Origin of the sequence: [Ruminococcus] lactaris ATCC 29176 (genome assembly GCF_025152405.1) — a bacterium.
GTDB lineage: Bacteria > Bacillota > Clostridia > Lachnospirales > Lachnospiraceae > Mediterraneibacter > Mediterraneibacter lactaris.
The window spans coordinates 1,760,908-1,782,820 of the sequence record NZ_CP102292.1; the positions used below are offsets into that span (position 1 = coordinate 1,760,908).

Annotated in this window: 23 protein-coding genes; 5 read left to right on the forward strand and 18 right to left on the reverse strand. The window is 43.1% G+C overall.

Annotation, left to right across the window (positions count from 1 at the left end; translation table 11 throughout):
* Window positions 1-105 precede the first annotated feature (105 nt).
* Window positions 106-1,722 carry a CTP synthase gene (locus tag NQ541_RS08245; RefSeq protein WP_005611746.1) on the forward strand — a complete coding sequence of 539 codons (1,617 nt, stop codon included), beginning with the start codon at window positions 106-108 and terminating at the stop codon, window positions 1,720-1,722.
* Between the two features lie 61 nt (window positions 1,723-1,783).
* Here NQ541_RS08245 and NQ541_RS08250 read toward each other — a convergent pair whose 3' ends face one another.
* Window positions 1,784-2,344: a phosphatase PAP2 family protein gene (locus tag NQ541_RS08250; protein WP_005611744.1), complete on the reverse strand. Its 561-nt coding sequence runs from the start codon at window positions 2,342-2,344 to the stop codon at window positions 1,784-1,786.
* Complete coding sequence (locus tag NQ541_RS08255) at window positions 2,337-3,278, reverse strand: tRNA dihydrouridine synthase (protein WP_044940865.1); 942 nt, start codon at window positions 3,276-3,278, stop codon at window positions 2,337-2,339. Before NQ541_RS08255 ends, NQ541_RS08250 begins: the two co-directional genes overlap by 8 nt.
* 178 nt (window positions 3,279-3,456) lie before the next feature.
* Between NQ541_RS08255 and NQ541_RS08260 the strand changes: the two genes are divergently transcribed.
* The gene (locus tag NQ541_RS08260; RefSeq protein ID WP_044940860.1) at window positions 3,457-5,178 is read left to right on the forward strand and encodes an ABC transporter ATP-binding protein; all 1,722 of its coding nucleotides are present in this window, start codon (window positions 3,457-3,459) and stop codon (window positions 5,176-5,178) included.
* Window positions 5,179-5,815: 637 nt separating this feature from the next.
* On the opposite strand, the gene NQ541_RS08265 is transcribed toward NQ541_RS08260, so the two are convergent.
* From NQ541_RS08265 to NQ541_RS08285, 5 genes are all read right to left on the reverse strand, one after another.
* Window positions 5,816-6,577 carry an HD domain-containing protein gene (locus NQ541_RS08265; protein WP_023922762.1) on the reverse strand — a complete coding sequence of 254 codons (762 nt, stop codon included), beginning with the start codon at window positions 6,575-6,577 and terminating at the stop codon, window positions 5,816-5,818.
* 79 nt (window positions 6,578-6,656) lie between these two features.
* Window positions 6,657-7,568 carry a magnesium transporter CorA family protein gene (locus tag NQ541_RS08270; protein WP_005611736.1) on the reverse strand — a complete coding sequence of 304 codons (912 nt, stop codon included), beginning with the start codon at window positions 7,566-7,568 and terminating at the stop codon, window positions 6,657-6,659.
* The gene (ppk1, locus tag NQ541_RS08275; RefSeq protein WP_005611734.1) at window positions 7,565-9,634 is read right to left on the reverse strand and encodes a polyphosphate kinase 1; all 2,070 of its coding nucleotides are present in this window, start codon (window positions 9,632-9,634) and stop codon (window positions 7,565-7,567) included. Before ppk1 ends, NQ541_RS08270 begins: the two co-directional genes overlap by 4 nt.
* Window positions 9,635-9,701: 67 nt before the next feature.
* Window positions 9,702-9,857 (reverse strand): hypothetical protein, encoded by a 156-nt coding sequence (locus NQ541_RS08280; RefSeq protein WP_005611732.1) that lies wholly within the window; start codon window positions 9,855-9,857, stop codon window positions 9,702-9,704.
* An 86-nt stretch (window positions 9,858-9,943) separates the two neighbouring features.
* On the reverse strand, window positions 9,944-10,657 hold the full coding sequence (locus tag NQ541_RS08285) for an HAD family hydrolase (RefSeq protein ID WP_049931293.1): 714 nt from the start codon (window positions 10,655-10,657) through the stop codon (window positions 9,944-9,946).
* Between the two features lie 110 nt (window positions 10,658-10,767).
* Here NQ541_RS08285 and NQ541_RS13185 point away from each other — a divergent pair, with 110 nt between their 5' ends.
* Window positions 10,768-10,950, forward strand: coding sequence for a hypothetical protein (locus NQ541_RS13185; protein WP_117687653.1), 183 nt, complete (start codon window positions 10,768-10,770; stop codon window positions 10,948-10,950).
* 8 nt (window positions 10,951-10,958) lie between these two features.
* Here NQ541_RS13185 and NQ541_RS08295 read toward each other — a convergent pair whose 3' ends face one another.
* Window positions 10,959-11,861 (reverse strand): LysR family transcriptional regulator, encoded by a 903-nt coding sequence (locus NQ541_RS08295; protein ID WP_259936090.1) that lies wholly within the window; start codon window positions 11,859-11,861, stop codon window positions 10,959-10,961.
* Window positions 11,862-12,252: 391 nt separating this feature from the next.
* On the opposite strand from NQ541_RS08295, the gene NQ541_RS08300 reads away from it, so the two are divergent.
* Together NQ541_RS08300 and proB are read left to right on the forward strand one after the other, a co-directional pair.
* Window positions 12,253-13,545, forward strand: a complete 1,293-nt coding sequence (locus NQ541_RS08300; RefSeq protein WP_023921410.1) for an IS110 family RNA-guided transposase — start codon at window positions 12,253-12,255, stop codon at window positions 13,543-13,545.
* A 278-nt stretch (window positions 13,546-13,823) separates the two neighbouring features.
* Entirely contained in the window at window positions 13,824-14,621 is a 798-nt protein-coding gene (proB, locus tag NQ541_RS08305) for a glutamate 5-kinase (RefSeq protein WP_005612033.1), read from the forward strand.
* Window positions 14,622-14,728: 107 nt separating this feature from the next.
* On the opposite strand, the gene NQ541_RS08310 is transcribed toward proB, so the two are convergent.
* The 10 genes from NQ541_RS08310 to rplS form a co-directional block, all read right to left on the reverse strand.
* On the reverse strand, window positions 14,729-15,121 hold the full coding sequence (locus NQ541_RS08310; RefSeq protein WP_005612031.1) for a PaaI family thioesterase: 393 nt from the start codon (window positions 15,119-15,121) through the stop codon (window positions 14,729-14,731).
* Entirely contained in the window at window positions 15,108-15,821 is a 714-nt protein-coding gene (locus tag NQ541_RS08315; protein WP_226968952.1) for a GntR family transcriptional regulator, read from the reverse strand. The genes NQ541_RS08310 and NQ541_RS08315 overlap by 14 nt, the downstream gene beginning before the upstream one ends.
* Window positions 15,822-16,178: 357 nt before the next feature.
* A complete protein-coding gene (locus NQ541_RS08320; protein WP_005612025.1) occupies window positions 16,179-17,138 on the reverse strand; it encodes a mechanosensitive ion channel family protein in 960 nt (319 codons plus the stop codon).
* Window positions 17,139-17,224: 86 nt separating this feature from the next.
* Window positions 17,225-18,073, reverse strand: a complete 849-nt coding sequence (pgeF, locus tag NQ541_RS08325; RefSeq protein ID WP_044940926.1) for a peptidoglycan editing factor PgeF — start codon at window positions 18,071-18,073, stop codon at window positions 17,225-17,227.
* 2 nt (window positions 18,074-18,075) lie between these two features.
* Window positions 18,076-18,435 carry a YraN family protein gene (locus NQ541_RS08330; RefSeq protein ID WP_044940941.1) on the reverse strand — a complete coding sequence of 120 codons (360 nt, stop codon included), beginning with the start codon at window positions 18,433-18,435 and terminating at the stop codon, window positions 18,076-18,078.
* A 35-nt stretch (window positions 18,436-18,470) separates the two neighbouring features.
* Complete coding sequence (locus tag NQ541_RS08335) at window positions 18,471-19,229, reverse strand: ribonuclease HII (RefSeq protein ID WP_005612020.1); 759 nt, start codon at window positions 19,227-19,229, stop codon at window positions 18,471-18,473.
* Window positions 19,230-19,233: 4 nt separating this feature from the next.
* On the reverse strand, window positions 19,234-19,785 hold the full coding sequence (lepB, locus tag NQ541_RS08340) for a signal peptidase I (RefSeq protein ID WP_005612018.1): 552 nt from the start codon (window positions 19,783-19,785) through the stop codon (window positions 19,234-19,236).
* Entirely contained in the window at window positions 19,782-20,630 is an 849-nt protein-coding gene (gene ylqF / locus NQ541_RS08345) for a ribosome biogenesis GTPase YlqF (protein WP_005612016.1), read from the reverse strand. Before ylqF ends, lepB (NQ541_RS08340) begins: the two co-directional genes overlap by 4 nt.
* A gap of 40 nt (window positions 20,631-20,670) precedes the next feature.
* Complete coding sequence (lepB, locus tag NQ541_RS08350; protein ID WP_005612014.1) at window positions 20,671-21,327, reverse strand: signal peptidase I; 657 nt, start codon at window positions 21,325-21,327, stop codon at window positions 20,671-20,673.
* 142 nt (window positions 21,328-21,469) lie between these two features.
* A complete protein-coding gene (gene rplS, locus NQ541_RS08355) occupies window positions 21,470-21,817 on the reverse strand; it encodes a 50S ribosomal protein L19 (protein WP_005612013.1) in 348 nt (115 codons plus the stop codon).
* Between the last annotated feature and the right edge of the window lie 96 nt (window positions 21,818-21,913).

The following is a 21,913-nucleotide window of genomic DNA, read 5'->3' on the forward strand; positions in this document are numbered from 1 at the left end:
GGGATATTTTTTAAAAAATACTGTATTTTTTTTTTCGATTGGTGTATACTTGGAAAGTATTTTTTTCACATTAACCCCAATATACTACGGAGGAGGAAAGACACTATGGCAGTGAAATATGTATTTGTTACAGGCGGAGTAGTCTCCGGTCTTGGAAAGGGAATTACCGCTGCATCTCTCGGGCGTCTTCTCAAAGCAAGAGGCTATACCGTTACAATGCAAAAATTTGATCCCTATATCAATATTGATCCGGGAACGATGAATCCGGTTCAGCATGGTGAGGTATTTGTTACCGATGACGGTGCTGAAACAGACCTTGACCTCGGACATTATGAAAGATTTATTGATGAGAGCCTGACGAAAAACTCAAATGTTACAACTGGAAAAATTTACTGGTCCGTTCTTCAAAAAGAGCGTCGGGGAGATTTCGGCGGAGGAACAGTACAGGTCATCCCACATATCACGAACGAGATCAAAAGCCGTTTTTACCGGAATCCCGCTGCTACTGATACAGAGATCGCCATCATTGAAGTTGGTGGTACAGTCGGTGACATCGAAAGCCAGCCTTTCCTCGAATCCATTCGTCAGTTTCAGCATGAACGCGGATCTGAGAATGTGATTCTGATCCATGTAACCCTGATTCCTTATCTGAAAGCATCTCAGGAGATGAAGACAAAACCGACCCAGGCCAGCGTAAAGGAACTTCAGGGAATGGGAATCCAGCCGGATATCATCGTATGCCGTTCCGAATATCCTCTCGATGATGGCATGAAGAACAAAATTTCCCTGTTCTGTAATCTTCCGGCAGATCATGTCCTTCAAAACCTGGATGTAGAATATCTTTACGAAGCACCTCTGGCAATGGAAAAAGAACACCTTGCACAGGTAGTATGTGAATGTCTCCATCTTGACTGTCCTGAACCGGATCTGGCAGACTGGACTGAAATGGTTGAAAAACTCCGTCACCCGACACAGGAAGTTACTGTTGCCCTTGTCGGAAAATATATCCAGCTTCATGACGCTTATATCAGTGTCGTAGAAGCATTAAAACATGGCGGAATTTACAGCCATACAACTGTCAATATCAAATGGATCGACTCCGAAACAGTTACTTCTGAAAATGCCGAAGAGTTATTTGCTGATGTCAGCGGTATTCTTGTTCCTGGCGGATTTGGCCACCGCGGTATAGAGGGGAAGATCGAAGCAATCCGTTATGCACGTACCCACAATATCCCGTTCCTTGGTCTCTGTCTCGGAATGCAGCTTTCCATTGTGGAATTTGCCCGTGATGTCATCGGCTACAAAGATGCCCACAGTATGGAACTGAACCCGGATACAACCCATCCGGTCATCCATATCATGGAGGATCAGATCGGAATCGAAGATATCGGAGGAACTTTAAGACTTGGTTCTTATCCCTGCGTGCTGAAGGAAGACTCTCTCGCATACAGATTATATGGCACAAAAGAGATCCATGAACGTCACCGTCACCGCTATGAAGTAAATAACGATTACCGTGAAGTACTGGAAGCAAACGGAATGTCTCTGTGCGGACTTTCTCCGGACAGCCGGATCGTAGAGATGGTAGAAATCCCGTCTCATCCATGGTTCATTGCCACTCAGGCACATCCTGAGCTGAAATCCAGACCGAACCGTCCGCATCCTTTATTTAAAGGATTTGTAGAAGCCGCTCTGGCAAAGCAGCACGAAAAAGAAAATTAATTTTTAAAGGATACAAAAATAATACCGGAGGCAGAATGAAAGCTGCTTCCGGTATTTGCTTTTAAACTGATCTTCTTTTTTTCTCCATCTGCAACATCAGCATCTGCATCAGTTTCCATCCTGCCCAGCCGGCAAAAATTCCGACCACCATTCCTCCAAGGACATCACTTGGATAATGGACACCGACATACAACCTTGACAGGGCGATCACACCTGCAAGAATCATGCAGACTGTTCCCCATTTTTGGGGCAATGTCCTGACTAATGCACAGGCTGCCGCAAAAGAAGCACTCGTATGCCCCGACGGGAAAGAGTAATCCCTCTGACGTTCGATCATCAGCCTGAGTCCCTCTACCACTTCATAAGGTCTTATCCTTGCCACAAAATTTTTCAGGCAGACATTCGTGATCAACGCCCCCACCAGCAGTGCCAGCAATGCGGCAACTCCCGCAGGTCTTGTCTTTTTGGAAAACAGAAGAATTATTCCCAGCAGAATCCAGAAAACACCTCCGTCTCCCAGATGAGTCACTGCTTTCCAGAACCAGTCCATCCATTCCTGCCGGATATGATCCTGGATAAAAAGCAGAATTTCTCCGTCCATCTTTAATAATGCATCAACCATGTATAACCTCTTCCTTCATAAAAAGCTCATTTACAATACTCTCGTAAATAACACATCTTTCACATTTTTTTATCTTTTTATAATACTTTTTCCCATTCGTAAAAAGTCCCGAGAAATAAAACCACAATTCTTTCATCTTATATAATACCGTTCTGTCACCAGACATTTCCTCACAATATGCCCGGTATAAAAGATCATGGAACTTTCTGAGTTCTGCCTTTTCTGCCTGCCCTCCGCCTTTCAGGACTCTTCCCAGTGCCGGGTCTGCCAGCACTCCGCGTCCAACCATCACGCAATCCAGCTTCGGAAACCGCTCTCTGAGCCTCTTCAGATCTTCCGCGTTACAGATATCCCCATTATAGCAGAGTGGATTTCTGCTCTCTTCTGCCGCCATGGCAAATACATCCAGATTCGGTGTATTTTTATAGAAATCCTTTTGCAGCCTTGGATGTACGATCAGCTCTTCCAACGGATACCGGTTATAGATCTTCAGGAGTTCTTCAAATTCTTCCGGTTCACTCATTCCGATCCTTGTCTTCACCGAAATCTTCCATTCACGCTTCTTGAAGATTTCATCCAGAAAACGATCCAGCCGATCCGGCTCTTCAAGGAACCCTGCTCCACGCCCTTTCGTAACAACCGTCCGGGAAGGACAGCCAAGGTTCAGATTCACTTCTTCATATCCATACTCTGCAAGCTTTTTAGCTGTCTCTATAAAATCCTCTGCCTGGTTCGTCAAAATCTGCGGCACTGCCAGAACACCACGGTTATTTTCCGGCAACACATCTTTCTTTTCCCTCGTGCTGAAATGCCCTTTCTGGTTCGGACTGATAAAAGGAATAAAATACTTGTCAAATCCGTCAAAGCACTCTTTTAATGCTGTTCTGTATATATGTCCTGTAATCCCTTCAAGCGGGGCAAGATAAATTTTCATCCACTGTATTCTCCCTGTCTGTCTTTTCTTCCGGTCTGTTTTCCGGTCTCCTGTTTTCATTTTCTTTCTGCCTTTTCCGATAACTTTCCTTTTACCATACCTTGCTGTGCTTGTCAAGAAATTTTAATTGTGCTAAGATGACTCTGTTCAGATGAAATTTTTAACCGGAGGGAAACTTATGCATACATTAAAAAAATTCATCCACTATTATCAACCTTATAAACTGGTCTTTTTTATTGATCTGATCTGTGCTGCCATCATCAGTCTGGTAGATCTTTCCTACCCGCAGATTCTCAGAACTATGACGAAGACTTTATTTACCAGAGATACTGCTGTCATTCTCCATGCACTTCCATGGATCGCTTCAGGACTTCTCCTGATGTACCTGATCCAGAGTCTCTGCAAATATTATGTAAGTTATCAGGGACATATGATGGGAGCGAACATGGAACGGGATATGCGCCAACAGCTTTTTGACCATTATGAGGAGCTTTCTTTCTCCTATTACAGTCAGAACAATTCCGGTCAGATGATGAGCAAACTGGTCAGTGATCTTTTTGATATTTCGGAATTTGCCCATCATGGTCCTGAAAATTTGTTCATCTCTGTTGTAAAGATCATTGGTGCATTTATTTTTCTTTTTATGATCAACCACAAACTGGCTTTTCCATTAGCGATCCTGGTCGTTGTGATGTTCCTCTTTTCTTTCAGGCAGAACCGCAAGATGCAGGAAACTTTCATGGAAAACCGCCGCAAGATTGGAGATATCAACGCCAGTCTGCAGGACACTCTTTCCGGTATCCGGATCGTACAGTCCTTCGCAAATGAAGATCTGGAACGTGAAAAATTTAAGAAAAGCAACCATGCCTTTCTTCTTTCCAAAAATGATAACTACCACTGCATGGGATCTTTTATGAGTTCCAATTTATTTTTTCAGGGACTGATGTATCTTATTACACTGGTCTATGGCGGTTATCTGATCGCCCGGGGACAGATGCAGGCTGCAGACCTTGCAATGTATGCACTGTATATTGGTATCTTTATCAGTCCGATCCAGATTCTTGTAGAACTGGTGGAAATGATGCAGAAAGGGCTTTCCGGTTTCCGACGGTTTCTCGATGTCATGGAAACTGTTCCCGAGATCCAGGATGCACCCGATGCCGTTGATCTTACAAATGTAAAAGGAAGAGTCTGCTATGAGGATGTATCCTTTCATTATAGTGATGATGATACAACGGTTCTTTCCAATGTATCCATTGAGATCCCTGCCGGCAGATCTGTCGCTCTGGTGGGTCCTTCCGGCAGCGGAAAGACTACAATCTGTTCTCTGCTGCCCCGCTTCTACGATGTGACAGCCGGACGCATTACGATCGACGGCCAGGATATCCGCCATCTCACCCTGAAAAGCCTGCGTTCACAGATTGGTATGGTACAGCAGGATGTCTACCTGTTCTCAGGAACGATCCGTGATAATATTGCCTACGGAAAACCGGATGCCTCTGACGAAGAGATCATTGCCGCTGCAAAACGTGCAAACATCCACGACTTTATCATGGAACTTCCACAGCAGTATGAAACCTTTGTCGGAGAACGTGGTGCCCGTCTCTCCGGTGGTCAGAAGCAGCGGATTTCCATTGCCCGTGTCTTCCTGAAAAACCCTCCGATCCTGATCCTGGATGAAGCTACCAGTGCATTGGATAATGAGAGTGAACGAAAGATCCAGAAAAGCCTGGAAGAACTTTCCAAAAACCGCACAACGATCACCATCGCTCATCGTCTTTCCACGATCAAAGGTTCTGATGAGATCATCGTCATCACCGAAAATGGAATTGCAGAGCGTGGAACGCATGAGTTTCTCCTGCAAAAAGGCGGAATTTACGCCAAATATTATCAGATGTAAGAAAAATAGATGGAAATGCAGCCCTTTTCCTGTGGAGAGGGGCTTTTTCTATACTTCTGTATACGGATATGAAGAGATAATTTACAACGCTGAAATTTGTGCAATAAGCACAAAAAAAACGATATTATTACATATATTAAAACAATATAACCTATGTTTTTGTGATAAATATTTGACTTAGAGAAAGGATTTGTGTTATCATTTTAATGACTTAATATTACTTAAAGGAGTGATTGATATGGATAATAATAAGATTCAAAAAATTTCCCACTATATAATAGTTCTTTTGCTCGTGATTCTTTGGTTTATTATGATGTTTTTTCCTGAGCAAATGGATACTATGAATTTTAAAATATTTTTTTCTATTTCTCTTGCTTGTAGCATGATTTACTCTTTCTGTAGAAAGAAATACTTTCCTATGCAAAAAGACTGTAAAACAGAAAAATTTGTTTGTACTTTTTTAATAATACTGCTTTTTTTGAGGCTTCTGTTTTTGAAAAATTAAGTGATAGAAATACTTCTGTCTACAGTTGAAGCGGCTATCCTTTGAGATAGCCGCTTTTTTCGTAAAAAATCATCTCTGACTTTCTGCCGGAAGTCAGGTTACAACTTTCAAAAGTCTACAGCTTACAGAAACTTACTTCCTTCTCACATACTCTGTAAGCTGCCGTTCCAGCTCTTCCATCGTCTTTTTCGTCTGTTCATTTGTATATGGCACACGTCCGATGATCCGCTTTACATACTGCTCTTCTGCCACAATGTCCAGTGTCTCCCGAAAATTCAGATCATAAAAATATGCCACATAGGAAACCCAGTAATCCATCGGGGTTCTCCTGTCTTTGGAACAGATGCATTTTCCCGCAAATGCATCTTCACGTACTTTCGGTGAAATTGCGTACTTTCCCACCTCATCCGCAGACAGATCCAACAGCGTCTCCATGGCATCTTCCAGTTTCACCCGGCAGTTATCCAGCTTGTCTGCATCCCGGATCAATCTCGCATGAAGCAGCGTCCTCTCGTCTGTAATACCTGTCAGTTCGTAATCGCTGTGCTTTGCGATCGCAGTTCTGATCACATCGTCCCATGTATCTTCCTCAATAAACTGACGGATCATTCCCTCTTCAAATAAGACCTGTACTCCATAAGTTGCATGATCCATTGTATCAGCCTCAAAGCTGTTGAACCGCTTCAACTGTTCAAACCGTCCGATATCATGCAGCAGTGCGATCAGCTTCGCAAGTTCCATATCTTCTGCCTGAAGCCCCATCCGCCGTCCGATCTCCTCACTGCACCGGATCACACCATAGGTATGTACGATCTTCAGCTTTACTTTATCATTCTCACGGTCATATCCATTCAGATATTCCTCAAATACCGCCTTCACATGTTCAAAATCCATGATCTTCCTCACATTCTTCCTGACTTTCTCCTGCCAATTCAGCCGCTGCCTTTTCATCCTTCATCCGGTCATTTCACGATCAGATGATCTTCTTTTTCTTAAAAATATAGATACAGATAAGAATCACTATCACACTCAATGCCATAACTGCCGGATATCCATTATCCAGTCCCGGCATATCTCTGAAGTTCATTCCAAACCATCCCGTGATCAGGGTCAACGGGAAAAAGATCGTAGACAAAACGGTCAGGAACTGCATATTACTGTTCTGACGTGCATCGATCTGTGCCTGATACGCTTCTTTTACCTGCTGGGCATATTCCAGAAGATGAACAGTTCTGCTCATCAGACGATCTGCACGGTCAGACAGCGTACCAAAATATTTCAGATGCTTCTTCAGGAAAAATCCATTCTCATTTTCTTCCAGTTCTTTTGTCAGATCCATCATTTCATCATAATAGCTTCTCAGATTCAGAAGTTCTCGCCGGATCGGCATCAGCCGGTTCTGAAACGTCTCCGTATGCTCCTGCGTCACATCTTCTTCCATCCTCAGAAGCCTTCGCTCATATGCCACAAGCATTTCCTGATCCCGGCTCATAAACTCTGCAATAAAATTATAAAGAAACTGTTCCTTTGTCTCTCCCTGATGCATCCTCTTCCTCTGGATCCGCCGGATCAGCCGGAGTGAAAAATCTTCATCATCCACGATCACAATATGATAACGGTTCACAAAAAAGAACATCCTGTATCGACTGTTCAGTACATCCAGCAACTTCGGAATGCAAAGCGTTCCCGCAACGCACTCCTGCTGGTTTTCTATCTTACAGAATCCGATCTTTTCCAGGCGGATCTCATTTTCATAAATGATCCCCGCCCTTGCAAGCGTTTCCTCTGCGTGTCGTGCATCCGTCACAAACACCGCAGGGCTTCTCTCTGCTTCCCACTCTTCTATTTCTACAGGCTGCAGTTGTCCGCCAAATTTAAATATCATTCTACCACCTTATTTTCCGTCTTTATTGCAGCCCGGTCATATGCCTCCTGATAGAGCATTTCTTGTGAATTACATGGCTGTCCTTCACATTTTATCATAGAATACTTTCCATGGTAATCCTCTGTTCTTGCTTTTTTATTATCGCTGAGCATCAGATCAAAAAGTCCACGGATCCGTTTCTTTATTTTTTCTGAATAAACCGGAGTTGCCACTTCGACACGCTTTACTGTATTTCTTGTCATAAAGTCGGCAGAACCAATATAATATTTCGTTCTTTCTCCACAGCCGAAGATATAGATCCTGGAATGTTCCAGGAATCTTCCGACAATACTGATGATATGAACGTTTTCCGTCTCACCTTTTATCCCCGGAACCATGCAGCAAATTCCTCTTATGATCATGTCTACTCTGACTCCTGCTTTAGATGCCTCAACCAGTTTATCAATGATCCTTTTATCCGTCAGGGAATTCAGTTTCAATCCGATATAAGCGTCTTCTCCCTGCTTTTTATGGCGGATCTCTTCGTCGATCAGAGCAATTACTTTTGACTGCAGACACTTTGGTGCAACCATAAGATGGTCTACTTCCTCAATGATCTCACCTTTTGTCAATGCCTGAAATACTCTGGCAGCCTCCATCCCAATCTGTTCATTTACCGTCATCAGGCAAAGATCCGTATACAGTCTTGCCGTCTTTTCATTATAATTTCCTGTTCCGATCTGCGTGATATATTCAATGCCTTTCTCACTACGCCTCGTGATCAGACAGAGTTTGGAATGTACTTTATAACCTTCCAGTCCGTAAATGATCTGACACCCTGCCTGCTCCAGCATTCTTGACCAACGGATATTGTTCTCTTCATCAAATCTTGCCCGGAGCTCCACCAGTACAACAACTTCTTTTCCATTTTCAGCTGCTTCGCATAATGCTTCCACTACCTTACTCTGTTTGGCAAGACGGTAGAGCGTCATTTTAATTGAAATCACACTTTCGTCCTCTGCTGCCTCTGTCAGCATCTTAAGAAACGGACGGATCGATTCGTAGGGGTAAGACAAGAGCTTATCTTCTTCCCGGATCTGATCCAGTATACTTTCATTTTCCCTGAAATCAGGACTTTTCTGTGGCACACGCTTTTCGTAGAAAAGCTCACTGTTCTTTCTCAGCAGATCCTGGATCTGAAAAATAAATGAAAGATCCAACGGTGCTTCACTCTTGAATACCCGGTCCGGTGTGATCTCCAGATACCGGCATAATGCCTCGATCACCGCCTGATCCATCTCTCTTGACATATCCAGCCGCACCGGTGAAAGTTTCTTTCTCTGCTTCATCAGATCTGCCATAAACTCCCGATAATCCAGATCTTCATCATACAGGGCATCTGCATCAATATCTGCATTCCTCACCACGCGGATCAGAGATTTCCCCTTGACTTTATAACCTTTAAATACTTTTCCGATATAATGGAGGATCAGTTCTTCCAGCAGCATATACCGTCCTTTTCCTCCCGGAAGTTCTATCATCCTTGGCAGCATATTATTACTGCACGGAATAATTCCAATCTTTTCCTTTTTATTTCTCGTTTCAAGTACTACGACTGCGTAGATTTCTTCATTCCTGAGAAAGGGAAACGGCTGTCTTTTTGCAACAATCGTCGGAGAACTCAGCGGCATGATCTCCTGGTTAAAATATGATTCCAGAAATTTCTTTTCATCCGGCTTTGCACTGGCAAAGTCAATTAGTTTAATTCCATACCCTTCAATCTTCTTCATCAGTTCTGTATATACCTGATCCTTCCGGCGGTTCAACTTCTTTACTTCCTTCAGAATTTCATGGATCTGTTCCTGTGCTGTCATATTCGTTTTATTTTCCCGGATTTCGTGATCCAGAAGCATCTGATCCTGCAATGATCCTACACGTACCATAAAAAACTCATCCAGATTACTCTGGTAGATCGATACAAACGTCATTCTCTCACAGAGCGGGACTTCCTGGCTCTCTGCCTCTTCCAAAACTCTTGCATTAAATTTCAGCCATGACAATTCACGATTCATATAAATAGATTCCATAGTATTCTCCTCTTTTATCCTGCATTTACTGTCAACAGACGCCTAAATTCTGCCGATTCACTTTATACTATCGGACCCTATGCTCGATCCGTATTATCTTTCTGTTAAATTTATGTAAAATCTGTCTTCTATTTCCGCTTTTTGGTCGCATTTCTCCACCTTCATCCGCATATTTTACTGCATTATCCACCAGAATCCCTGTCAGCTTTCGAATTACTCTCATAGCCCCGGATCTTCTCAAGGAAGCGTTCTGTAGGAATAATATTTTTAGGGTTACCCATCAGAAATTCCATCATCACCTCCGCTTATCTACAGCTTTTCTACAAAGCGGTATAATTCTTCCATCGTTCCCTGATAATCGGTCTCCACCGGAAGTCCCTTTTTATTTTCCATCGTATCCGTTACAAGAAACGTCTTCACTCCCAGCCTGCGGATGACCAGATCCTCTTCTACATCATTTCCGATCATCAGACATTCTTCCGGGTTCAGGTTGAATTTTGTCAGGATCTGCCTGAAATATTCTATATTCGGCTTGCTGTACCCGTTGTCTTCATAGGTTGTGATCACCTCAAAATCTTCTGCATCCAGTCCTGCCCATTGAATCCGATTCATTGTTGCACAACGTGGGAATACCGGGTTGGTAGCAAGATAAACTTTCATACCTTTGGACTTTGCCAGTTTCACGACTGCATCTGACAACTCTGTCGGCTGCGTTGCACTGACTGCCCGGTTAAACTCCCCGTCATAAAATGCATCTGCAAGTGCCTCGGACTCTTTTCTCGATACCGGAAGGCAGGGATCAATATAGGACCAGAAAGCTTCCCGGTTCGTCTGACTCCCATCATTCTTCACCATGGCCTCATATCCTTTCCATACTGCTCCTATAAATTTCTTTGGATCGATCCTGACTCCTGCCTCCAGATACGCTTTTGCCAAAAGCGGCATATAAAATTTTACAAATTCTTCCTGAACCATCGGCAGTAATGTCCCATCCAGGTCAAATAAAAGATGCTTGATCTCCATCACTGATCTCCCTTTCTTCTGCATGCTATTGTGGGTCTCAAGGTCATTCTACCACCAGTGTGCAAGCACACGTGGTTGAAAGACTTTTTGCTCCTGCTGTCATAAATTAGATGTTGGGGGCAAAAGCCCCCAACAATGATGCCAACGGATTGTTTCGTGCTACGCACTCCCACAATCCTACCCGCTATTCGCATATCATGGTGCTTACGCCCCACTTTTATGCTCATATCGGGGCGGGTCTCAAGGTCATTCTACCACCAGTGTGCAAGCACACGTGGTTTCAGACCTTTTGACCCTGACATCATAAATTATAGTTTATTTTTTCTGTCTTCTCAACCTGTCTGTACTGAAGATATTCTAAAAATCTCTGTACCGCAGGCTGTGCTGTCTTCCTGCTTCTCATCGCCAGTCCGATATTCCGGTATGCCGGGATTTCCAGCTCTCTTGCCACGATCCTGTAGGGAATCCTCTTCAGGATCAGTTCCGGCAAAACACTGATCCCGAGTCCGCCCTCCACCATAGCCATGATGGCATAGTCATCCCACGTTGTAAAATGTACTTTTGGTGTCAGGTGACTTCTTTCAAAAATTTCCGAAACTTCTGCTTTTGCTCCTTTTTCCAACAGCATAAACGGTTCCTCGCATAAAGCACTCACCGGAATTTTCCGATATTCAGCAAGCGGATGTCCTTCCGGGAGTACGACCAGCAGTCTGTCCTGTTCCAAAAAGACTGTGTCCAGTTCTGCATGCGTCGGAAGTCTTAAAAAACCACAGTCCACTCTTCCTTCCAGAATCCATTCTTCGATCTCTGTATAATCGCCCAGCAACATCTCATAATCAATCTCAGGATAATCTTTCTGAAATTCCCGGATGATATTCGGCAGCCAGTGCGTAGCAACACTGGAAAATGTACCGATCCGGATCAGTCCTGACTTCAGTCCCTGCAGTTCATCCACTTCGGTCTGCAGCTTTTCATATTCTTTGCAGACATTTTCTGCATAAGGTAAAAGCTTCATTCCACTGCTGGTCAGCCTGACTCCTAATTTACTCCGCTCCAGCAGGATCACCTTCCATTCCTTTTCAAGATCATGGATCATCCGGCTGATCCCTGACTGCGAATAGTTCAGAATCTCTGCTGCTTTCGTGAAACTGCCACACGAAACTGTTGTTACAAACGCTTTATATTTTTGTATATTCATATCCATAAGCTTGCATTTTCTCCTGGTATGATGTAGTCATAGACCAATAAGGTCATCCACATCATATTCTCTAATCTATATCCTGGTTGGTAAGAGGATTCTCCTCCATAATCACTCCAACCATAGATACGTGTATAAGTTACATACATTTTTGTATGATTATTCACTCCTAGACTATGTCTGTTACATAAGGTATTATTTTCCATTGGATAGGGAAAAGGACGATTTTCTCCTAGGGAGCTGGCTTATGTCCAGTAATACCCGTAACTTAAGACTGTCATTCCATCAATGAAAATTTATGTTTTAGGCTGGTTGGGAGCAATTAAGCTATACCCGTATAACGTGCCAGGTAGTGTATTCATTGTTTTTTATGGAACCCTATCGGAAGGAGCATATAATGCATAACAAAAACTATATTTCCGTCGGCATTGATGTCGGTTCAGCTTTTAGCTTTATGACAATTCTTGCGCCAGACGAAACAGTGATCTTGAAACCTTTCAAGATTACTCACAATAATAAGGATTCTTTGGAACGAGCTGTTTCTGAAATTAAAAAAGCAGAAGAGCTGTATTCCTTAGAAAGTCGCACCTTTCTAGAATCCACTGGGATTTATCATTTCCCGCTCTTCTGCTATCTTGTTGATTGTGGTTTTAACGCGTCCATAATCAATCCTATTATTACACATTCTACTAAGAATGGAAATATCAGAAAAGTAAAAAATGATAAAATCGATTCTAAAGGTATTGCCAAACTAGGATTATCAAAAGATATTCCTGTTTCCCAGTTCCCAGCAAAGCTGGTTCTTGAACTGCGTAGCCTTACCCGTAAGTATTACGATTTAACTGATGAGCGTTCTGCTCATATCAATAAACTTAAAGGAGACCTGCATACCGTGTTTCCTCAGTATCTTGACGTTTTCTGTGATGTTACCGGCAAGACCTCAACAATGATTCTTCGCCAGTACGGTACTCCAGACAAGATACTTCGTGGTCATAAGAAGACCATGATTGAAAAAATATCAAAAGCTTCACGAAAAGGTCTTGCCAAAGCTTCTGAAAGATATGAGAAACTCTGTGCTGCAGCTAATGCTGCAAAGACATTTGGATGTCAAATAGACAGTATCTACTTCAATATCTTTTTAACTTTGGACCTTGTTGAAAAGCTTGATTCTGCTTTGGATTCCATACTGAATCGTATTAGGCAGCTGATTACATTCAATAAAAACGAGAAGTTTATTCAGCAGATTAAACTTTTAAATACAATCCCAGGTGTTGGCTTTCTGACTGCTGTAACAATCATGTGCGAAATAGGTGATTTCTCAGCATTCCGTAATCCAAAACAACTTTTTGCTTACTTCGGATTAGATCCTGAAGTAAATGAATCTGGAAAATTCGTTGGCACTCAGTTACATATGAGCAAACGTGGCTCCAGAATCGCGCGCCGTGCTATCTTTGCAGTAGCACTCGCCTCCATTCGTACAAAACGTAATGGAGAGGGCATCAATCCATACCTCCGTAAGTATTACGAATTAAAGTCTGGACAAAAGCCTAAGATGGTTGCAATCGGTGCTGTAATGCATAAAGTCTGCAACATCGTATTTGCTGTTCTTCGTGATGAAAAGGCATTTGAGCTTCGGTCACCAGAAGAACACTGTAAGCAGTATCAAAGACCTGCTTTAGCAGCTGCATAAAGATGCAGCTATATAAAACCATAGGAGCTTCTTGACGAAAATCCAAGTGATTTACGTTTGTTAAAGTTACTCATTTTTAGGTTTCAAAACATAAAAGAAAAATATCTATTTTTTGTCTTTTAGGTATTGACTATAACTAGCTGGTCTTCACAATATTATAGTATCTGGTTTTGTCATATATATTATGAAAAACATTCGCTTTTGTAATCCATAACTGTATGATACGATAACTGCATTGAGGAATCAAGTTATTTTCAAGACAGACAAAGGAGATTATCATGGGACTTTATAATAACCGGATTGTAGTAAAAGTTGGAACTTCTACACTGACAAATGATGCAGGAAAAAGTGATCTCAGAACGACAGACCGACTGGTCTGCGTACTTTCTGATATCCAGAATATGGGATATGAAGTTGTTCTCGTTTCTTCGGGTGCGATCGCCGTCGGACGGAACAAATTAAATATGACCTCCAAACCGGACAGCATGCGTATGAAACAGGCTGCTGCTGCGGTTGGACAGTGCAGTCTGATGTATCTTTATGACAAATTTTTCGGAGATTATGACAAGACTGTTGCACAGATTCTTCTCAATGCGGAAGATATCGAACAGGAAGAAAAAAAGGAAAATCTTATCAATACTTTCAATGCACTTTTAGAGATGGGTGTGATCCCGATCGTAAATGAAAATGATTCCGTAAGTTATAAGGAAATCGAATCAGAAGACCGCCTTTTCGGAGATAATGATATGCTTTCTGCTGTCGTAGCTGTCCTCTGCCGTGCCAGACATCTGGTTATCCTTTCAGATATTGACGGATTCTACGACCATGATCCACGCCTTTACCCAAATGCAAAGCTGATCGAACAGATTGATACCATTGATGACAGTGTTTATGCACTGGCAGGCGGTGCCGGTTCCAGACGCGGTACAGGTGGTATGAGAACCAAACTTCAGGCTGCCGCACTGGCAACCTCCCAGGGAACCGATACCATCGTCACCAACGGAAAGCACCCTGAAGCTTTATATGATATTGTCAAAGGACTGCATGCCGGAACTTTATTCCCGGGGAAAATCTGATCTGTAAAAATCGGTTCTGTAATAAAATCGAGTATATCAAAAAATCCGGTCTTTTGACAGATCGGATTTTTATTTATGATAGAGATCAGCTTTCACGCAAAATAAAATTACTTTACACGGTATCCGGTCGTATTGACAACCGCCGTCAGATTTCCCAGTTCATCTTTCACCTCGATTTTGTAGTAACTGGTGGAGCGGCCATTTTTGATACAGACAGCTTCAGCAATAAGCTGATTGCCCTTCACACTTCCAAGATATGCGATATCTGAATGAAGTGACACTGTTCCCGTTCCCTGCCAGTTCGCAGCTACAGCAAAAGCGAAATCGGCTAATGTAAAATAAACTCCGCCCATCACTGCACCCATGGCATTGCGATGACGTGATCCAAGCTTCAGACTGCACTTTGCATAATGCTCCTCCACTTCCTCGATCACAGCTCCATTCTCCGTTGCAAACCGGTCATTTTCAAATAATTTTACCGTTTTCTCATCCGGCTTCATCCTCATTCCTCCATTCTCCATCCATCTTATCCTCTTCATCCCTCGCAGAAGTAAACGCATTCGCATAGGAGGAAAAATAAACAGCAAAAGCTTCCCGGATCTTCTGATCGTCATTTGCTGCCATCGCCTCTGTGACTTCTTTCAACCGCCTGCAGCTTTCCTTCTTATCTCCCATATGGGTGATCGCATACGCAGCATACCCATCCAGCATCTTTTTCTGCATCTGCTCCAGATAGGCATTCCCAAGGAGGCTGATCAGACGCTCATGGAACAGCATTTCCCATTCTGCCATTCTTCTTTCATCCGGTGCATTCTTCATTCCCTTTAAGATACGTTCCAGTTGGACGCTGGAAGGATCTTCTGCATCCTCTTCTGTGAGCTGTCCACCCTGCCGGTGTTCTTTCGCTGCAAGAAGAATCGTATTCTCTGCCATCATCATCTCAATCATATGAAATACATCGTGGATCTGTTCTCTGTCTAATACCACTGCCTGCATATGCCGGTTGGGAAGTCTGACCGCGAAGCCCTCCTGCACTAAATTCTGCAATGCTTCCCGGATTGGCATCCTCGATACACCAAGCCGCTCTGCAAGTGCTTCCTGTGCCAGTTCTGTCCCCGGCTTTATCTGGCCTGACAAAATCTCCTCTTTGATCGTCTCTACAATATAATCCTTTGTCGGTACATTCATCATCAATCCCATCTGTCTTCCTCCTCTGTATCCCATATCTTTCTATATTTTCATCTTCGGATCTATAAATGTATCCATTTTATGATACTTTCTTTTGTATCTACTTTATATGTCATATTGTATCCATTTTTATCTTTAAAGTCAAGATTAAATCAATTTAAATGCCTGCTTTTACATTATCTGTAAATATTTTTATTTCTTATTCAACTTTTTATTTCTTATTTCAGATTTTCTTTTTTCTTTCTCATATAAAAAGCAGCTATAGGATCGCTTTGCATCCATATAGCTGCCTTACTCTATCTGCTGCAGGTTCTTATGCTGCTGATTTTCATGCTACTGATTCTCATGTTGCTAAGAAATGCCTGCCCTTTATTTTCCTTCTTTCATATGCACTGTAAGCTGATTGAACGGAATCTCGATTCCTGCTTCATCGAACTGAAGCTTGATCTCTTCCAACACTCTCCATCGTGTAGTCCAGTATGCTTCTGTCTTCACCCATGCACGCAGTCCGATCACGACACTGCTGTCAGCCAGTTCATCCACAAAGACTTTAATCTCCTCATCCTGTATTACATCCTTATCATTCAACAACATAGTCTCGATCAGACCCTTTGCCTTTTTCAGATCAGCATCATAGGCGATTCCGACTTTCAGATCTAACTGTCGCTCAGGACGTGCAGTCACATTGGTCAGACTGTTATCTGTCAGAATCCCATTTGGAACAATGATCGTCTTGTTGTCGATCGTCGTCATTCTTGTATAAAAAATCTGGATTGACTTCACTGTTCCTTCGATCCCGGCTGAATTGACCATAATATAATCGCCCACTTCAAATGGTTTTAAAATAAGGATCAGTATTCCCCCTGCAAAATTGGAAAGACTTCCCTGAACTGCAAGACCAATGGCTACACCTGCTGATGCAATCAGTGCCGCTACTGAAGAAGATTCCACACCAAATTTTGTAGCGATGAGAAAGATCAGAACTGCATACATTACGAATTTCAGCATAGAATCTACAAACTGTTTGACTCCCACATCTGCATTTGCTCTCTCCATTGATCTGGAAACAATCTTCCTGATCCACTTGATCACTTTTCTTCCGATCAGAAAGAAAATAATCGCAAACAAGACTTTCATTCCAAATGCGATCAGATTCGGAATATGATCATAAAAGTATTGTACAAACTGATTGACTTCATTCGCTGTATCTTTTGTCACTTCCTGTGCTGAATCCAACACATCACTGACGGAATCATTCGTAACCGTACCGGATGCTGCCAGATACAGACGCGGGATTGCACGCTGTAGCAGATTTCCTGTTCCTGTCATTTTTTCTTATTTCCTTTCTCATTCATTTTTTATCAGGCTTTTTCACTTTTCTGTTGCCATCAATACGCCGCAGTTTTTTCCTGCTGCTATTTCAATGCAAGAAATGCACAGAGATTACCACGCTTATTTCCCATCGTACGATGAGAATAAAGGATCTCACTGTTGCAGTGCGTACACACATTTGTAATCGCCATATGCTCTGCCAGAATCCCACTTTCTAAAAAGATCAGCTCATTGGCTTTCCAGAGATTCAACTGATATTTTCCATTTGCTTTCTTATAAAACAACTGATCCCAGTTCTCCTTATCAAAAGCTTCACGGAATTTGTCGATCACCTCTTCGCTGACTTCATAGCAGTCCATACACACAGAAGGTCCTACCGCAGCCAGTATCTCTTCCGGTCTGCATCCAAACGTCTCCTGCATCAGCTCAACCGTATGCTTTCCGATCTTACCAACAGTGCCACGCCACCCGGAATGACTCAGTCCGATGACTTTTCTGACCGGATCAACAAAATAAAGGGGAACACAGTCTGCATATGAAGTCACCAGGCAGATTCCGGGTCTGTCCGTGATCAGACCGTCCACATCCGTATAATCCCGTTCCTTTAAGATTCCCTTTCCCCGGTCTTCCTCCGTCACAATCCTGACATTTGTAGTATGCGTCTGCTTTGAAAGTACCATATCCTCACAGGAAACTCCGATTGCAGCTCCCATACGCCGGAAATTTTCACGGACTGCCTCCGGGTCATCTCCCCGTTCAAAACTTAAATTCATGGATGAATAATATCCCTTACTTACGCCTCCAAGTCTTGTAGAGAATCCATGTCTGACAATTCCCGTATTTTTAAAAAGCGGAAACTCCAAAAATGGTGTGACAGTTCCCGCTTCTTCCAAGATAGATTCTTCATTTTTATATTTCAATCCTAAAGCCATTTTCATCCTCCAAATGCATTCTTTATCAGCGTGATCTTTGTCCCCTCGATTCCGACCACATCAAATCTGCACGGCACATCCTCCAGCTGCTGTTCTGTCAGATAATACATTGCCGTACGGAAGATCTTCTGCTGCTTTCTGGCATCCACCGCTTCCAGCGGACTTCCTTTCCGTTCATCAGCTCTGTATTTTACTTCACAGAACACGTAATACGCTCCGTCCTTTGCAATCAGATCGATCTCCCCAAGACGGCAGCGGTAATTAAACTGAAGAATCTCATATCCCATCTGCTCCAGATAAAATCCCGCTGCTTTTTCATAATCTGCTCCTGTCTTTCTCCGATTCTTCTGAATCTTTTTCATTCTCTTCTCCGTCATCTGCACTGAAACATTCATGATTACATGAAATTCTTTATAAATGTCCTTCGGTGGATCGGTGACGGACCATACTTTTGAATCGCTGCAATATGCTCTTTTGAGCCATATCCCTTATGCCCTGCAAATCCGTATTCAGGAAGAATTTTATCGTATTCGATCATCAGCCTGTCCCTTGTCACTTTTGCAAGAATACTGGCTGCAGCAATCGAAACACTCTTCGCATCCCCTTTAATGATCGGAACCTGCATGATCGTCATCTCCGGGATTGTCACCGCATCATTGAGCAGAAGATCCGGCTCTCTGGAAAGTTTTGATACTGCCTCCCGCATTGCCTCATACGTTGCCTGCAGGATATTGATCTCATCAATCCTTGCCGGGCTTGCCATTCCGATTCCTGTCGCAACTGCCTTCTCCATGATCTCATCATACAGTTCTTCTCTTCTTGCCGCTGACAGTTTCTTGGAATCATTCAGATATAAAATCTCACAGTCTGCCGGCAGGATCACTGCCCCTGCCACAACCGGACCTGCCAGTGGTCCTCTTCCTGCCTCGTCAATTCCACAGATGCACCGGTACTGACTATACTTTTCCTCATAAAAGTGCATCTGTTTCAGCCGTTCTCGTTCCTGCACAAGTGCCGCCTGCTTTTTGCGGTAACGTGCCGCCAGATTCTGCACACCGATCCGGGAATCCTGCTCATAAAAACCGCAGAGTTTCTCCCAGCTATTTTCATCGGAATTTTCAAATTCTTTTTTTATCTCACTGATGCTTTTTCCCATTCTGTTACTCCTGTCCGGTCAGCTCATGACGGATCCATCCTATTTTTTCAAAAGGCCAGATCCTGATCCATGCTCTTCCTACAAAATCCTTTCCATGCACAACTCCCACATCCACGGAACGGCTGTCCTTGCTGTTGTTCCGGTTATCACCAAGCACAAAATACTCATCCACACCCAGCGTAACCGGCTCTGCAGCAATTCCGGCTTCTTCCATCACTTCATTTCCGTAATGTTCTTCCAGCTTTTCCCCGTTAATATAGACCGAACCGTCCAGGATCTGTACCGTCTCGCCGGGCAGTCCGATGATCCGCTTGATATAGTATGTACCTGCTTCATATTGATAAGGAAATACAATGATCTCAAATCTTTCCGGTTCCCGGAACTGATAAGAAATTTTATCAACGATCAGTTGATCCCCGTCAGACAATGTCGTCTCCATAGAAGCCCCGCTTACCTGCGTCCTCTGTGCTACAAAGGTTACAAATCCCCATGCAATGATAACAACAATCACAATATATACCAGCCATCCTGCCAGTTCCTTTATAATTTTCCTCATACTGCCTCCGGAACTTCCAGGGTGATCCTGCCAAGCCGTCCGTTGCGGAAATCATCTAATAAGATGGCTGCCGCCTTCTCTGTATCAAATTCATTTCCCCGTACCAGACAATGTCTGCTCTGGGCAATCTTCTCAAGAACTTCAAACTTATCATCGGAATGCTCTATCGCATACTTTTCTTCCAGCACTCCCGGATAAGATCGGTTTATAAAATCCACCAGCTCGGATGCCAGTTCTTCTGTCTGAAGGATCTCATCCTTGATGGAGCCGATAAACGCCAGTTTCAGACCGACTGCCTGATCTTCAAATTTGGGCCAGAGGATTCCCGGTGTATCCAGTAACTCTACATTTTTATTCAGTCTGATCCACTGCTTCCCCTTTGTTACACCCGGTTTATTTCCGGTCTTCGCACAGGCTTTTCCTGCCAGGGAATTGATAAATGTGGATTTTCCAACATTCGGGATTCCTACTACCATAGCCCTGACCGGACGGTTCAGGATGCCACGTTTGCGGTCCCGCTCCATTTTTTCTTTACAGGCCTCCTGAATGACATTCTGGATCGATTTGATCCCGCCGCCCTTCCTGGAATTTACTTTTACCGCAGAATATCCTTTTTCTTTGAAATACTCCAGCCACTCATCATTTCTTCTGTCCTCTGCAAGATCTGCCTTATTCAGCAGGATCAGTCTTGCCTTATTCTTTCCTAATTCGTCAATATCCGGATTCCTGCTGCTAAGCGGAACCCTCGCATCTACAAGCTCAATGATCAGATCGATCAGCTTGATATTTTCCTGCATCATCCTTCGGGCCTTTGTCATATGACCCGGATACCACTGAAAATGCATACCATACCCTCCTGCATCCTGTTCTGTCTATGATAAATGATTACTTTTTTACAATTCCAAAATGATCTCCTGATGTGGTATTGAACCATACTTTTCCATAAAGATCATCTTTTTTTACAATTCCAATATCTGAAGATCTGCTGTCTTCCCCGCCTTGTGGATTATCTCCCAGAAGGAAATATTCATCTGCTCCAAGCTTCACCGGTTCTGCTGCAATCCCGGCATCCCGGATCTCGGAGACATACTCATAACTCTTCAGTTCTTCCCCGTCGATATAAAGTTTCCCCTCTTTGATCTGAACTGTCTCGCCGGGCAGTCCGGCTACTCTTCTGATATAAAAATGGACTTCTTTATTTCCATTCGGCCGGAATGCAACAATCTGTCCCCTGGATAACTCTTTCATGTCAATCACCAGGCGATCCACAAGGACTACTTCTCCATTACGGATCGATGGAGTCATCGCATCTCCTGAATTGCTGATCCGGTGTCCAAAAAATGCAACAAGCAACACTGCCACCGCACACGCCCCTGCAATCTCTGCTGCCCAGATGATAATCTGGCGGATCAGGCGTGGATTCTTCTTTTTTTCAAATTTTAACTTTTTTTTATTATCTTCAAATTTTAAATGATTCTTTTTCTTTTTAACTTTTCTCTTTTTTCCGCCTCTCTGCCTGCGGAAATTAATCTCCTGTCCCATACACGACCTCCCCTTATTTCGTCAGTGTATTCCCCGCTTTCCACTTTCGTCCGGTCTTTTCTTTCCCTTAAGTAGAAGAAAAGGGACAATATACAAATCTTTGTAATTGTCCCTCTCATGGTTACTATTTTGCTTATAGTTATTATTTAACTAATTCTTTTACCTTAGCAGCCTTACCAACACGCTGTCTTAAGTAGTTCAGTTTCGCTCTTCTTACTTTACCTCTGCGGATAACTTCTACTTTCTCAACATGTGGAGAATGTACCGGCCATGTCTTCTCAACACCGATTCCGTTAGAGGACTTTCTTACTGTGAAAGTTTCTCTTGCTCCACCGCCCTGTCTCTTCAGGACTGTTCCCTCGAATACCTGGATTCTTTCACGGTTTCCCTCTTTGATCTTAGCGTATACTTTTACAGTATCACCAACGTGAAATTCAGGTGCATTCTCTTTTAACTGTTCTGCTTCGATTTTCTTAATAATTTCGTTCATTTTCGTGTGACCTCCTTAATATTTGACGTTCTTAACACTCATTCTGTGCCAGAGGACCATCGCTCTTCTTTTCACAACTTTTGTAGTTTATCATAC

Coding starts and splice junctions, on each gene's coding strand:
- NQ541_RS08245 (WP_005611746.1), top strand. CDS start 106: ATGGCAGTGAAATATGTATTTGTTACAGGCGGAGTAGTCTCCGGTCTT.
- ylqF (WP_005612016.1), bottom strand. CDS start 20,630: ATGCATTTTCAGTGGTATCCGGGTCATATGACAAAGGCCCGAAGGATG.
- NQ541_RS08250 (WP_005611744.1), bottom strand. CDS start 2,344: ATGGTTGATGCATTATTAAAGATGGACGGAGAAATTCTGCTTTTTATC.
- NQ541_RS08315 (WP_226968952.1), bottom strand. CDS start 15,821: ATGGGATTGATGATGAATGTACCGACAAAGGATTATATTGTAGAGACG.
- lepB (WP_005612014.1), bottom strand. CDS start 21,327: ATGGGACAGGAGATTAATTTCCGCAGGCAGAGAGGCGGAAAAAAGAGA.
- lepB (WP_005612018.1), bottom strand. CDS start 19,785: ATGAGGAAAATTATAAAGGAACTGGCAGGATGGCTGGTATATATTGTG.
- NQ541_RS08320 (WP_005612025.1), bottom strand. CDS start 17,138: ATGACAGGAACAGGAAATCTGCTACAGCGTGCAATCCCGCGTCTGTAT.
- ppk1 (WP_005611734.1), bottom strand. CDS start 9,634: ATGGAATCTATTTATATGAATCGTGAATTGTCATGGCTGAAATTTAAT.
- NQ541_RS08280 (WP_005611732.1), bottom strand. CDS start 9,857: ATGAGAGTAATTCGAAAGCTGACAGGGATTCTGGTGGATAATGCAGTA.
- NQ541_RS08270 (WP_005611736.1), bottom strand. CDS start 7,568: ATGATATTTAAATTTGGCGGACAACTGCAGCCTGTAGAAATAGAAGAG.
- NQ541_RS13185 (WP_117687653.1), top strand. CDS start 10,768: ATGTTGGGGGCAAAAGCCCCCAACAATGATGCCAACGGATTGTTTCGT.
- NQ541_RS08285 (WP_049931293.1), bottom strand. CDS start 10,657: ATGGAGATCAAGCATCTTTTATTTGACCTGGATGGGACATTACTGCCG.
- NQ541_RS08255 (WP_044940865.1), bottom strand. CDS start 3,278: ATGAAAATTTATCTTGCCCCGCTTGAAGGGATTACAGGACATATATAC.
- NQ541_RS08265 (WP_023922762.1), bottom strand. CDS start 6,577: ATGGATTTTGAACATGTGAAGGCGGTATTTGAGGAATATCTGAATGGA.
- NQ541_RS08330 (WP_044940941.1), bottom strand. CDS start 18,435: ATGAAAAAGATTCAGAAGAATCGGAGAAAGACAGGAGCAGATTATGAA.
- rplS (WP_005612013.1), bottom strand. CDS start 21,817: ATGAACGAAATTATTAAGAAAATCGAAGCAGAACAGTTAAAAGAGAAT.
- NQ541_RS08260 (WP_044940860.1), top strand. CDS start 3,457: ATGCATACATTAAAAAAATTCATCCACTATTATCAACCTTATAAACTG.
- NQ541_RS08310 (WP_005612031.1), bottom strand. CDS start 15,121: ATGAAGCCGGATGAGAAAACGGTAAAATTATTTGAAAATGACCGGTTT.
- pgeF (WP_044940926.1), bottom strand. CDS start 18,073: ATGGCTTTAGGATTGAAATATAAAAATGAAGAATCTATCTTGGAAGAA.
- NQ541_RS08335 (WP_005612020.1), bottom strand. CDS start 19,229: ATGGGAAAAAGCATCAGTGAGATAAAAAAAGAATTTGAAAATTCCGAT.
- NQ541_RS08300 (WP_023921410.1), top strand. CDS start 12,253: ATGCATAACAAAAACTATATTTCCGTCGGCATTGATGTCGGTTCAGCT.
- NQ541_RS08295 (WP_259936090.1), bottom strand. CDS start 11,861: ATGGATATGAATATACAAAAATATAAAGCGTTTGTAACAACAGTTTCG.
- proB (WP_005612033.1), top strand. CDS start 13,824: ATGGGACTTTATAATAACCGGATTGTAGTAAAAGTTGGAACTTCTACA.